The 14,209-nt window shown below is 30.8% G+C and carries 9 protein-coding genes; 5 read left to right on the top strand and 4 right to left on the bottom strand.

The window, feature by feature from the left end; translation table 11 throughout:
* Positions 1-10: 10 nt before the first annotated feature.
* Entirely contained in the window at positions 11-3,253 is a 3,243-nt protein-coding gene (locus Q1A46_RS10340) for a S41 family peptidase (protein ID WP_299677762.1), read from the bottom strand.
* Positions 3,254-3,331: 78 nt separating this feature from the next.
* Positions 3,332-5,032 (bottom strand): AraC family transcriptional regulator, encoded by a 1,701-nt coding sequence (locus Q1A46_RS10335; protein WP_299677759.1) that lies wholly within the window; start codon positions 5,030-5,032, stop codon positions 3,332-3,334.
* A gap of 313 nt (positions 5,033-5,345) precedes the next feature.
* On the opposite strand from Q1A46_RS10335, the gene Q1A46_RS10330 reads away from it, so the two are divergent.
* Both Q1A46_RS10330 and bshA read left to right on the top strand, forming a co-directional pair.
* Complete coding sequence (locus Q1A46_RS10330; protein WP_299677756.1) at positions 5,346-6,191, top strand: transketolase; 846 nt, start codon at positions 5,346-5,348, stop codon at positions 6,189-6,191.
* A gap of 126 nt (positions 6,192-6,317) precedes the next feature.
* On the top strand, positions 6,318-7,439 hold the full coding sequence (bshA, locus tag Q1A46_RS10325) for an N-acetyl-alpha-D-glucosaminyl L-malate synthase BshA (RefSeq protein WP_299677753.1): 1,122 nt from the start codon (positions 6,318-6,320) through the stop codon (positions 7,437-7,439).
* 35 nt (positions 7,440-7,474) lie between these two features.
* Here bshA and aroB read toward each other — a convergent pair whose 3' ends face one another.
* Positions 7,475-8,533, bottom strand: a complete 1,059-nt coding sequence (aroB, locus tag Q1A46_RS10320; RefSeq protein WP_299677750.1) for a 3-dehydroquinate synthase — start codon at positions 8,531-8,533, stop codon at positions 7,475-7,477.
* 100 nt (positions 8,534-8,633) lie between these two features.
* On the opposite strand from aroB, the gene Q1A46_RS10315 reads away from it, so the two are divergent.
* The 3 genes from Q1A46_RS10315 to glyA are packed head-to-tail and all read left to right on the top strand — an operon-like array spanning position 8,634 to position 11,374.
* Positions 8,634-9,797, top strand: a complete 1,164-nt coding sequence (locus Q1A46_RS10315; RefSeq protein ID WP_299677747.1) for a proline dehydrogenase family protein — start codon at positions 8,634-8,636, stop codon at positions 9,795-9,797.
* Entirely contained in the window at positions 9,797-10,087 is a 291-nt protein-coding gene (locus Q1A46_RS10310) for an LETM1 domain-containing protein (protein ID WP_299677744.1), read from the top strand. Before Q1A46_RS10315 ends, Q1A46_RS10310 begins: the two co-directional genes overlap by 1 nt.
* Positions 10,088-10,099: 12 nt before the next feature.
* Entirely contained in the window at positions 10,100-11,374 is a 1,275-nt protein-coding gene (glyA, locus tag Q1A46_RS10305; RefSeq protein WP_299677741.1) for a serine hydroxymethyltransferase, read from the top strand.
* A gap of 88 nt (positions 11,375-11,462) precedes the next feature.
* On the opposite strand, the gene Q1A46_RS10300 is transcribed toward glyA, so the two are convergent.
* On the bottom strand, positions 11,463-14,084 hold the full coding sequence (locus Q1A46_RS10300; protein ID WP_299677738.1) for a starch-binding protein: 2,622 nt from the start codon (positions 14,082-14,084) through the stop codon (positions 11,463-11,465).
* Positions 14,085-14,209: the final 125 nt, after the last annotated feature.

The raw sequence follows: 14,209 nt of genomic DNA, 5'->3' as shown, positions 1-14,209 counted from the left end.
TCAAGTAAAACTATTTAATATCTTTTAGCATTTCTTTTACAGATCGTTCTAATTGCTGATCACGACCATTATCAATAATACCAGGCATATTTTTTACTTTAATCATTGGTTCAGTTTGATTATTCTCCATCCATCTTCCAGATTTATCTTTAGCACTTACAGGAACAACTCCCCAATAACTTCCGTCAGGTAAACCTTCCCAACCAGCAAAACTACAAGTACCAGGAACTGGCATTCCTACAGTTTTACCAATTTTTAAATCAGTATATCCTGCGGCATAACAATGTCCGTCAGAATAATTACTTTCATTAAACATGGTTAATGTTGGTTTTGTCCAACGAGAGGTAGGTTCACCACCAACAACTTTAGCTTCTGTTTCGTAAGAAATAAAAGGTACACCAGTAAAGAACATAGCTAAGTCGGCAACTAAATCACCACCGCCGTTAAAACGAGTATCGATAATCATTCCTTTACGTTCGAAGAATTTACCCATAATATCTTTGTAAATACTTCTATATGGACCATCACTCATTCCTGGAATATGAACATATCCTAATTTTCCGTTACTTAATCGATCTACTTCTTTTTCGTTAGTTTTTACCCATCTTTTATATAATAAGCTACCTTCTTCACCAAGAGAAATTGGTTTTACTGTTATAGTTTGTTTTTTCTTAGTTTTAGGATCAGTAATATCTAATAAAACAAATTTTCTAGCTTTTCTATTTAAATATTTAGCAACATCAACATTTTTATCGATAGTAACACCATCAATTTTTTCAATGATCATTCCTGATTTTACATTTAAAGATGATTTGTCTAACGGACCATCTTTTATGATTTCATCAATTAAAATACCATCATCTTTATGATTGTAATTCATGAAAATTCCAAGAGAAGCAGTAGCATCTGCATTATTGATACTAGTTCTATAACCTGCACCAGCATGTGATACATTTAATTCACCTAACATTTCAGAAAGCATTTCAGAAAACTCAAAAGAATTACCAATTGATGGTAGGTACTTTTTGTATTCCTTTTTCATTTGCTTCCAATTGATACCATGAAAATCAGGGTGGTAGAAAATCGCATTAGTTCTAATCCAAACGTGATCGAACATTGCTTCTCTTTCAGCATCAGTATCTAATAGCATTTCACCATTAATTTTAACGCCTTTATTACTTTTCTTAGCTGGAGCTATTTTCGAAATTCTTCCGCCACTTAATAAGTATAGGTTTTTCATATCATTATCCCATTGAAGTGAACCAAAATTAGCATTTAAACGCATTACCATTTTAGTTTCCTTTGTACGTAAATTTGTACTCCAAAGGTTCATTTTTCCTTCAAAACGAGCTAAGTAATATAAAATATCACCTTTCTTAGACAATACGGCGTCACCTAAACTAGAAGAATGAATAGTAAGTCTCTTAGTACGATCTTTCATACTGTCCCAGTCGAAAGTAAGAGGTTTAATTTCCTTCTTTTTATCAGTTTTTTTCTTATCTTTTTTATCGTCTTTTTTGTCCTTTTTGGCAGTCTCTTTTTTCTTGTTCTTCTTTTGTTCAGCTTTAATAGCTTCCATTAATTTGAAATCTTCATCACTAAGATTAAATTGATCCCAAGCGTCTTGAGTAAAGAACATACTATACACATCAGTTTGAGACTGACCGCTAGTTGCGTAAGATTTTAAACCATTTCGATTACTAAACCATAACATTTGCTTTCCTCCGTTAACCCATTTCGGATAATAATCACTGTATCCGCTTTCAGTTAAATTAATACGTTTAGATCCGTCTGCAGCCATTAATAAAACTTCACTATTGCTTAACGTTTTACTCCATCCGACTAATAACCATTTACTATCTGGACTCCAAGTATAATATTTATCTCCATCTCTCATATGGAATAAGTCTTTTGGAGTAAGTAAAGTTACTTGCTTTTTAGATTTTAAATCCATTACTTTTAAAGTACGACGACCTTCAACAAAAGCGATTTTAGATCCGTCAGGAGAAAACTCAGGTAAGTAATTATCAAATTTATTTTCAATTACTGGAGATTCTTTAATTAAAGTAGAAGCAAAAAAGAAAGGCTCTTCTTTTCTAACTTTTTCAGTTTTGTAAATACTCCATTTACCATTTCTTTCACTACTATATACTACAGATTTGCCATCTGGTGTCCAAGTAACAAAACGTTCTCTTTCTGGGGTGTTTGTTAATCTTTTAGTAAACGATTCATTTACAGAAGTAACAAAAACTTCACCGCGAGCTATAAAAGCAATTTCTTTTCCATTAGGAGAAATGGCCATTTCATTTACACCTCCATTTATAGATATAAATTTGTCACTGTTATCAATACTTTGTGTTCTAATAATAACATTTACTTTTGAAGGCTTTTGTCCTTCTTTCATGGTGTATAACTCACCGTCGTAACCAAAACTTAAAGTTCCGTTACCCATGCTTAGAAAACGAACAGGATGCAATTTGAAACTAGTTATTTGTTGATCTTGATTAGGATTGTTTAAGTTAATTTTATGAATATTAAATGTTCCACTTTTTTCACTTAAATAATACATGCTTTTTTCATCTTCAGAAAAAATAGGTTGTCTATCTTCTCCTTCAAATGAAGTAATCATTTTATGAGTTTTATTTTTAGTGTTATAACTCCAGATATCTCTAGTAATTGAAGATTTATGATGTTTACGCCATTCATTTTCTCCACCTTTCTTATCATGATATAACATTGTTTGTCCGTCTTTAGATACTTGAACATCTTCAGCTGGTACGGTTAACAACTGGCTCACTCTACCACTAGAAACAGGAACGCTATATAATTCTGGTTGCGATCCAGTAGGGTATTGTCTGTGTTTTACATGATCTTGACGTTGAGCACCGAAGATTACAGTTTTATTATCTGCAGAAAATGAAAATGGAGTTTCATTACTAGAATGAAAAGTTAATCTTTCTGCTGCACCTCCGCGAGCATCCATAACATAAATGTCAAAGTTTCCGTAACGATTAGATGCAAAAGCGATTTTTTTACCATCTTTACTCCAAATAGCTTTATAATCATGTGCTTTATGGAAAGTTAATTGTGTTGCGTTTCCTCCAGTAGAAGAAACTTTATACAAATCACCTTTATAAGTGAATACTATTTCTTTTCCATCAGGTGAAATAGATGAGTGTCTTAACCAATTAGGTTTCTCTTGAGAGAATAAATTAAAGGTTAATAATGTAAATAATATTGAAATGTATTTCATTTGGTTAATTTTTCGGCCAATCTACTAAATAGATGGAGGTTAATTATGTTAATTTTGGTTAAAAAGTTTGAAAAATATTTAATTTGAATTAATTTTTTTCAATTCATTAATGAAGTAAGAAGGTTTTACATTAGTGAATTTATAAAATGCCTTAGAGAAAGATTCAGCACTTTTAAAACCAACTTCTTCAGCAAGTGCTTTTACAGTATATTTCTGAAAAGTTGTATTATGTTTTAACTCGTTAACAATGTATTTTACACGAAGTTGATTAATGTAATTAGCGAAATTTTGTTGTTTGTGCTGATTGATAACTTTGGATAAATAAGAAGAATTTGTATTTAAACTATTTGCTAATTTTTTAAGGTTGATTTCTGGATTTAAAAAACCTTTGTTTTTCTCAAATAAATCTAATTTATTCAATAAAGTTTTGCTAACTTCTTTTGAAATTTTATAAGAATCTTGTTTTGGTGTTAAAGTTGTATTGTTAAATGATACTGTATTAGAGTTTTGTTCTTCTTCAATTAGTTTTAAAAATTGACGTTTATAATTACGTTTTCTCTTGGTTTGGTAGATTAAAATTAGAAGAACTATTAAAATTCCAGTTCCATATAATAGTTTATAAAGTTGGTTTCGATTTGCTTTTTTTTGCAACTTAGCAATAATTTCATTTTTTTTAGAAATGAGCTTAGGTTTGTTGTAGTTTTCTGATAATGATCTATTTAGCTCTTGGTTTATTTTGTTGTTATAATTGTTAATATCAATTAGACTATTTAAGTAGTTTAATTGTTCAGTTAAGTTATTTTCATCTTTTGATTTTTCAATTAGAAAATAATAAGTCTTTTCAATTTCAGGATTTATGATGTTTTCTTTCTTGTAAATAGAGTCAACTTTATAGTGAAATCTTTTAGCTTCTTTATAGTTATTTGTTTTATCATAACATATAGCTAGTAGTGTGTAACAGTAAGACAATCGATTAATTGCTACGTGATCAGGAATAATAAATTTGATATATCTTTTTAAATGTTTAATAGCGATGTCATACTTTTTTTCTTCAAATTTAAGTTTAGCATTGTAGTATAGAAGAGTTCTAGTATGTTCTAAAGATTTATATTGATATGGTATTCCATAACCTTTATCTAAAAAATAATATGCGGAGTCGTATTTTTTTAATAATGAGTAAATTAATGTAAGCTTGTTATATATTTTATATGTTAGAATAGGGTTATTTGAATTAGTTTTCTTTTTTTTCAATATATCATTAAAAATATCTTTTGCTCCTTTATATTGTTTGTTAGCGAGTTTAATTGTTCCTATTCTATAATTAACAAATTCATAAATACTATCATTTTTATAATAATTTATAATTTTTTTAATCGCTAAATATTCTTTTAAAGCTTTGTTTTTAAGTTTTTTTACTTCGTATGCATTTGCTTTCTGACTTCTTATCTTAATTAAAAAATCATATTTTTTTTGAGATTCATATATTTTTATAAGAGAGTCACAAAAAACATGAAATTCCCTATAATCATTTTTGTATTGAGATAATAAAAAGTTTCCGTAAAGTTTATAAGTAAATGATTTATTTTTTTCTGCTTTTTTTAAATATGCACGAGCATAAACTTTTGCTATTGCAGTATCTTTTAAATTCTTGTAGAAAGAGTCTATTAAATAACCATATGATTTCTCAGTTAAACTATCGTTTATAATTTCTTGTGCTTTTAAATTTTGATTGATAAAAAAAGTAATAAAAAAGAGAAAAAAGAATTTATAAAATTTCATTAACGAAGCGATTTTCAACAAAAATAAGTATTAAAAAGTTAAAAATAAGTGCTCGTTTTACGGTTTTGTTTTACAGCGGTTTAGATGTTTTAGGACTCGTTTTTTATAAAACGTGGGCACAATTTATTGTGTAATTAAAACTTTAAGATTTTCTTTGGGGTAAGAAAAGGGTTCGGGGGAATTAAAGAGGACGGGAAAATCTCTTACGAAAAAGAAAATTTAATCAACTAAATAATCGAGCCCTTTTTTCTTTGTCAATTAGCTTTGTTTTCATTCTGAATCTATTACTTTTGTGTCCACAAAATAATATACAATGCCAACAACACAACAACTTCAAGATTTTACACAACAAGTACGTAGAGATATACTTCGTATGGTGCATGCAGTAAATTCAGGTCACCCTGGTGGATCATTAGGATGTGCAGAGTTTTTTACATGTTTATATCAGGAGGTAATGGATTATTCTACTGATTTTAATATGAATGGAGAAAATGAAGATTTATTTTTCTTATCTAATGGTCATATTTCACCAGTATATTATAGTGTTTTATCAAGAAGTGGTTTCTTTCCAGTAGAAGAATTAGCTACTTTCAGAAAATTAGATTCTCGTTTACAAGGTCACCCAACTACTCACGAACATTTACCAGGAATTAGAATTGCATCTGGTTCTTTAGGGCAAGGAATGAGTGTTGCAATTGGTGCAGCAGAAGCTAAAAAATTAAATAACGACGATAAATTAGTATTCTCTTTACATGGTGATGGAGAATTACAAGAAGGTCAAGTTTGGGAAGCTGTAATGTACGCAGCTGCTAAAAAAGTAGATAACTTAATTTCTACTGTAGATGTAAACGAAAAACAAATAGATGGTACTACAGATGAAGTATTAGCTATGGGAAGTTTAAAAGCTAAATTTGAAGCTTTTGGATGGGATGTTTTAGAAGTTAAACAAGGAAATGACGTTGCCGCTGTTTTAGAAGGTTTAAATGAAGCTAAATCTAGAACAGGAAAAGAAAAACCAGTTTGTATTTTATTATATACAGAAATGGGGAATGGAGTAGATTTTATGATGCATACACATGCTTGGCATGGAAAAGCTCCTAACGATGAGCAATTAGAATCTGCATTAGCTCAAAATCCTGCTACTTTAGGAGATTACTAATCAGATTAATATCAATATAAAACGCCGCTACTTAACATAGCGGCGTTTCTTTTTTATTATTATTAACATATCAGCGCAAACAAATATGTATTTTTACGTACTAAAAGATCAAACAATTTTAACTCAATGAAAATAGGTATTGTATGCTATCCTACTTTTGGTGGAAGTGGAGTAATGGCAACTGAATTAGGAATGGCATTAGCTAACAAAGGACACGAAGTTCATTTTATAACATACAATCAACCTGTTCGTTTAGATTTTATTTCGCATAACTTGCATTTTCATGAAGTTATGTTAGAAGAATACCCTTTATTTCAATATCAACCTTATGAATTAGCATTATCTACTAAAATGGTAGAAGTTGTAAAACAATATAATTTAGAAGTTTTACATGTACATTATGCTATTCCTCATGCTTATGCAGCTTACATGGCAAAAAAGATGTTAAAAGATGAAGGTATTAAGGTAAAGGTTGTAACTACATTGCACGGTACAGATATTACTTTAGTAGGTAGTCATCCATCATACAAAACAGCAGCTGAGTTTAGTATTAATAAATCAGATGAAGTTACAGCTGTTTCAAGTAGTTTAAGAGAAGATACATTACGATTGTTTTCTATTGAAAAAGATATTAAAGTAGTATATAACTTTATAGATACTGCTAAATATGATATTGCCGATCAGGAAGAATGCATGCGAAGTGCTGTTGCAAATCCTGATGAAAGAATTTTAACTCATGTAAGTAATTTTAGACCCGTAAAAAGAGTTTTAGATGTAGTTAAGGTTTTTCATAAGGTACAACAAAAAACACCAGCAAAACTATTAATGGTAGGTGATGGACCAGAGCGTTTAAAAGCTGAAAATTTAGCTAAAGAATTAGGAATTGCAGATAAAATATTATTCTTAGGAAATAGTAACGAAGTAGCTAAACTTTTATGTTATACTGACGTGTTTTTGTTACCATCTGTAGCAGAAAGTTTCGGGTTAGCAGCTTTGGAAGCTATGGCAGCAAATACAGCTGTAATCTCAACAAATGCTGGAGGTTTACCAGAAGTTAATGTTCATGGAGAAACAGGTTTTTTAAGTGATGTTGGTGATGTTGAAGATATGGCAAATAACACACTGAAAATTTTAGAAAACGACGCTACTTTATTAGAATTCAAACAAAGAGCTAAAGCGCATACAAAACAGTTTTCTCTGGATAAAATTTTACCACAATACGAAAAGATTTATCAAGCTTGTTTTTAAATAAAAAAGTTGGCTTTTAAACCAACTTTTAACTTTTATAAATTATAATATTCAATACTTTCACGAATTAATTCTTCAGAAGCCTCACAGCTTAATTCAAAATCTTCGTAATCATTTAGTAAAACAAATTTTACAACACCGGCTTCATTTTTCTTATCGTGAATCAATAATCCCATAATCGGACTAATATCTTCTGGTAGAATTTCAATTTTACCGTATATCTTAATAATTGCATCTTTTATTTCAGCTGTTTTATCTTTTGGAAAATCCAAAATATGAGAAGATAAATATGCTTCACAAACCATTCCGATTGCAATAGCTTCACCATGAGTAAGGTTTTCTTTATGTTCAGAATCTAAAAAGTAAGATTCAACAGCATGACCAATTGTATGTCCCCAATTTAAAACCTTACGTAACCCTTTTTCCTTAGGATCTTCAGTTACAACTTCGTTTTTAATTTCAATAGATCTATGAATTAAGTCAATGATATTTAAATCAGCATTGTCTTTTATTTCATTAAATAAATGAATATCGTGTGTCATTCCATATTTAATAATTTCAGCAGTTCCTGAGCGTATTTCTCTTGGGTCTAATGTGTATAAATATTCTGGATCAACTAATACCATCTGTGGATTAGCAAAAACTCCAATTTGATTTTTTAAAACTCCTAAATCTACTCCAGTTTTTCCACCAACAGAAGCATCTACCATAGAAAGTAATGTAGTAGGAAGATTAATAAAGTCGATTCCTCGTTTAAATGTAGAAGCAACAAAACCACCTAAATCTGTTATAACTCCACCACCAAGTGTAATTAATAAACTTTTTCGATCTGCTCCTAATTCAGTCATTACATTCCAAACACTTAAACACGTATCTAAGTTTTTATAAACTTCACCCGGATCAATTTGAATTAATTCAATCTTAGTATTTGTTTCTAAACGTTGTATAAATTTAGGATAGCAACATTCAATAGTGTTATCATCAACTAATATAAAAATTGATGAATACGTATTTTCTTTTAAATGTAAATTTAATTCTTGATATGCTTTATCAGAAAAATGTACTGGGTATGTAGTTGCTTGAATTGTATTCATTGGTTGATTTAATAAGATGCAAATTAAGTAGAAAATATTAAAATATTTAAATGTTGTCTTCTATATTTGTCGGAATAAAGTAAACTAGGTACTACTATTAATGAAACTTTTTGAAAATACCGAAGTAGCGTTTAAATTAAAATCTGATTCTGAGCTAGAAAGAGCTCATTTTCTATTTCGCTTAATACAGAGTCAACCTATGGTAAAAATAGGTACAGCTGTTACAAATTTTGCTTTAAAAGCGCATTTACCTGTAGAAGGTTTAATCCGTTCAACAGTGTTCGATCATTTCTGTGGAGGAATCACAGAAGAAGATTGTATTCCTAATATCGAAAAAATGTACAATCAAGGTAATGTACATAGTGTATTAGATTATTCTGTGGAAGGAAAAGAAGAGGAGGAAAGCTTCGATAGTGCAGTAGAAACTATTGAAAATATTATTAAATTCTCAGAAGAAAAAAACTCAATTCCTTTTGCTGTTTTTAAACCAACTGGATTTGGTCGATTTGCTTTATATCAAAAGATAGGAGAGAAAAAAGCATTGACCGAAGAAGAAGAGCAAGAATGGGAACGTGTAAAAGCTAGATTTCATAGAGTATGCAAATTAGCCTTTAGTAAAGATGTTCCATTATTAATTGATGCTGAAGAAAGCTGGATGCAAGATGCAGCAGATGATTTAGTAGAAGAACTAATGGAAACATATAATAAAGAGAAAGCATTAGTTTTTAACACACTACAAATGTATCGTCATGATCGTATGGAGTACTTAAAATCTTTACATCAAAGAGCACATCAGAAAGGATTTCATATTGGAATGAAAGTAGTTCGTGGTGCATACATGGAGAAAGAAAGAGATAGAGCAGAAGAATACGCTTATCTATCTCCAATATGTAAAACAAAAGAGCTTACTGATAAGAACTACGATGAAGCCATTTTATATATGATGGAACATAAGAATATGGCTTTATTTGCAGGTACGCATAATGAAGAAAGTTCTTACTTATTAATGGAATTAGCAGAGAAATATAATATAGAGAATGGAGATAAACGAATGTGGTTTGGACAATTATATGGAATGAGCGATCATATAAGTTTTAATCTTGCTAAAGAAGGATACAATGTAGCTAAATATGTTCCATTTGGACCAGTTAGAGATGTAATGCCTTATTTAATAAGAAGAGCAGAAGAAAATACATCTGTAGAAGGACAAACTTCTAGAGAGTTAAATCTTATAAAAACAGAAAAGAAACGTAGAAAACTGTAATGTTAACTATTGAAGAAATTAAAGCATTACTTCATCATTACAAAACTAGTTTTATACAAGAATATAAAGAGACTATAGAGTGGTTTTTCTTAATAAAAAAATCCTTTAAACAGGAATTGAATCTTGAAGAAAAACAGAAAGTTAAAGAACAAACAATAGACATATTAAAAGTAATACCAGCTTTTCTAATTTTTATGCTACCCGCTGGAACTTTATGGTTATTTTTGTTCTTTAAATTATTTCCAACACTGTTGCCTAGCTCTTTTCAAAAAAAGAATAACAACAACTAAAAACAATAATAAATGCAGTTCGATCATCAAATATTTGATTTAATTCAGGAAGAAAAACAACGTCAGTTAAATGGTTTAGAACTAATTGCATCAGAAAACTTTGTTAGTGATCAAGTAATGCAAGCACAAGGTTCTGTTTTAACGAATAAATATGCTGAAGGATATCCAGGTAAACGTTACTATGGAGGTTGTGAAGTTGTAGATATCGTAGAACAAATTGCCATAGATAGAGCAAAAGAACTTTTTGGAGCTGAATATGTAAATGTACAACCTCACTCTGGTAGTCAGGCAAATACTGCTGTTTTTGCAGCTTGTTTACAACCTGGAGATACTATTTTAGGTTTCGATTTATCACACGGTGGACATTTAACTCATGGATCACCAGTAAATTTCTCAGGAAAATTATACAATCCTGTTTTTTATGGAGTTGATAAAGAAACTGGTTTACTAGATTATGATCATATCGAAAGTCAAGCAAAAGAACATAAGCCAAAGTTAATTATTGCTGGAGCTTCTGCTTACTCAAGAGATATGGATTTTAAACGTTTCCGTGAAATTGCAGATAGCGTTGGAGCTATTTTAATGGCAGATATTTCTCACCCTTCTGGATTAATTGCTAAAGGTATTTTAAGTGATCCATTACCTCACTGTCATATTGTAACTACTACTACTCATAAAACATTACGTGGGCCAAGAGGTGGTATGATTATGATTGGTAAAGATTTCGAAAATCCATTCGGTTTAAAATTAAAGAGTGGAAAATTAAAGAAAATGTCTACGTTATTAAACAGTGCCGTTTTCCCAGGAAACCAAGGAGGACCATTAGAGCATGTAATTGCAGCTAAAGCAGTTGCTTTCGGAGAAGCTTTAACTGATGAATTCTTAGAGTATCAAATTCAAGTTAGAGCAAATGCTCAAGCTATGGCTTCAGCATTTGTAGAGAAAGGGTATCATATTATTTCGGGAGGAACAGATAATCATATGATGTTAATTGACCTTAGAAATAAAGGAATTACAGGAAAAGATGCTGAATTAGCTTTAGGTAAAGCAGAAATTACTGTAAATAAAAATATGGTTCCATTTGATACAGAATCTCCATTTGTAACTTCAGGAATTAGAATTGGAACTCCAGCGATTACAACAAGAGGTTTAGTTGAAGAAGATATGCTTGTTGTTGTTGATTTAATTGACGAAGCAATACAAAATGCTGATAATGATGAGAAATTACACGAAATAGGAGAAAAGGTACAAGATTTAATGCACCACAGAAGATTATTTGTAATGTAATTTTTTATAAAAATATATAATTAAAAAAACGGTTGTTAATTAAAACAACCGTTTTTTATTGGGATTATATTAAAACTATTGAAAGGAATTAATTTTTAATTACTTTGATAGGTTTCGTAATATTTACATTATCTAAAGTAGTTGAGATAATATAAATTCCTTTTGCTCCAAAATCATCATTGTTTAATTGAATTGTATGCTTTCCAGCATTATTAGTCTTCTCATAAACTGTTTTAGATTGTCCTAATAAATTCATTACAGATACTTTTAAAACACCTTTTTGAGTTGTTGTGATAAATAAGTTTCCATTCTGATTAATTGGATTAGGTGCTATTCTTACAGAGTTTTCTGTTATTAAATCAGAATCATTATTTACTGATATTTGTCTTGAAGAAACACATCCACTAGGACATGAATTAGACCAAACTCCTGTAGCTTTTCCACTTGAGCTTCCAGTAATTCTAAACCATCCTGAAGTTCCTCTATTTAAATCTACAGTTTGCTGACCATTTCCATTGTTAAAAACAACTCCAACATTATTTGTAGAAACATTACTAGGTAATGTAAATGAAGTTGAAGACCAAGAAGTACTAGCTTGATTTTGCATTGTTCTACCTGGCCAAGCAGGAGTTCCAGCTAAAGTAGAATTTGTATTCCTATTATATAAATATACATTTACAGTATTTCCCCAAGAAGATGTTCTTAAAAAGTTTAATGTAACATTATTATTACTTGGAGGTGGTGGAGTAGCGCCATCACAGTCAGACGGACATGTATTTGTCCATGTTCCATTATCATACCAACCAGTTGAGCTTCTAGTTAAATCATCAGTTTGGTTATTTCCATCATTAAAAATTACACGAACATTATTTAATGAAGTTCCAGAAGGAATAGCAACTTCATAAGAATACCAAGGTGTTCCAGAAATGTTAGTTGTTGCCTGTCCTGGCCAACCTGCGGTTCCAGAAATTGTAGTATTAGAACCAGCATCAAAGAAATAAGCGTTTACACCATTTCCCCAACCATTTGGTTTTTTAAAGTTAACAATAAATCTAGTATTAGTTGTCGGTGGATTTGTACTTCCACTGCAATCAGACGGACATGTATTAGACCATGTTCCATTATCATACCAACCATTAGTACTTCTGCTTAAATCATCAGTTTGGTTAGTTCCATCGTTAAAAATCACTCTAATATTTTGAGCAGCAACACCAGAAGGTGGATTAACTTGTAATGAATACCATGGAGTTCCATTAATATTAGTAGCTGATTGTCCTGGCCAACCTGAAGTTCCAGGAATAATAGCATTTGTAGAAGCATCAAATAAATATACATTTAGATTATTTCCCCATCCACTAGGTTTTTTAAAGTTTACAGTAAAAGGATCTACTTGAGTTGGAGGTGGAGGAGGAGGCGTAACAGTTCCGCCTTTTGTCCAAACCGCATAATCTGTTCCAGAAGTACGTAAAGTCCAACCTGAACCTTGAGGAGACCAATTACCACCACCAAGTTTCATTGCAATAGTTCCATTTCTTCCATCAATGTAAGCTGCATAAACATCGTTTCTAGCTTCAGCAATATTAATAGAAGAGCTCGCAAAAATTCTTACATCTTTTCTAATTGCTATTAAATCTTTAATTGCTTGTCTTACACCATTTCCAGCATCAAAATAATGTGTCCAGAAAATCATAGGATTACCTGGGTGAGTAAGAATGTAAGCATATCCCTTTCTTAAGTTTGTTTCACCACCTGGGAAAACATAGTTAGAACCACAACATTGTTGCGCAAAACCAGTATCGTGATTATCTAAGAACGTTACCGATTTTCCTGGATTAATACCAATCATACCAGATGGTCTTCCTTGTCCATCTCTTAAATAAGACATATTGTTGTCTCTAATAGCATCTTGTAAAGTAACTTTAGTATTAAAGTCAAATGCAGAAGAAGACTGTTGTGTAAAGTTTACCCAGTTATTTGTTTGAACTCTACTACTCTCTAATAACTCTCCTACAGAAAAGTAAGGCTGTGTAGCGTCATTATATTCTTTGTTATATATTGGATCATATCCATGAACAAAATCATATCTCCAACCGTCAAATCCTAAATCATTCTTTAAGAAATTCATCCAGTTTTTTATCTCTTGTCTAACAGCTGGATTTCTATGATCTAAATCTCTAGCAGGACCATAAGTTCCGTTTGAACCATCAGCTTTTAAAGCTGTACCAGGAAAGTAATCTGAATTAATACTAAACTCTACAGGAAAGTTTACAAAGTTTCTTCCTTCGTCATCGGCAGTAATAAATGTAGTTGGCCAAGCAGGATTAGTAAAAGTAACAGCGTCACTAGTACCAACTCTATGGTTAATTACAATATCTCCAATAATTTTCATTCCTAAATTATGATATTGATTAATTAAGCCTCTTAATTGAGCTTCTGTACCATAAGCACTATTAAAATTATATAATTCTCTTGGTAAATATCCTTGTGGAGCTGCAGAATCACTCACTGGAGGTAACCAAATTAAATCGACACCAGCACTACTTATTTCTGCACTATTTTGAGTGACAACATTGAACCATGTTTGTCCGGCAGGTTGATTTTGAACATTCCAATCGAAAGCTTGGAACATTACATCTTCGTCTTGTGCTTGTATATTCCACGCAAAGAAGAATATGAAGACAAGCTGTAAAGTTTTTAGGGTTTGTTTCATTGTGTTTGTGTTATTAGGTTTTTTTGAAAAAGGTTAAAATAGGGCCGCTATTGTTTAAAAAACATTGTGAAAAACTTACGTTGTAGATATGGTTTTTTAAATGTTAAAAAAATGAAGGTTAACCA

Origin of the sequence: uncultured Tenacibaculum sp. (assembly GCF_947502995.1) — a bacterium.
Taxonomy (GTDB): Bacteria; Bacteroidota; Bacteroidia; order Flavobacteriales; family Flavobacteriaceae; genus Polaribacter.
The sequence above is the reverse complement of the archived record's forward strand: the minus strand, read 5'-3'. Positions and strand labels throughout refer to the sequence as shown.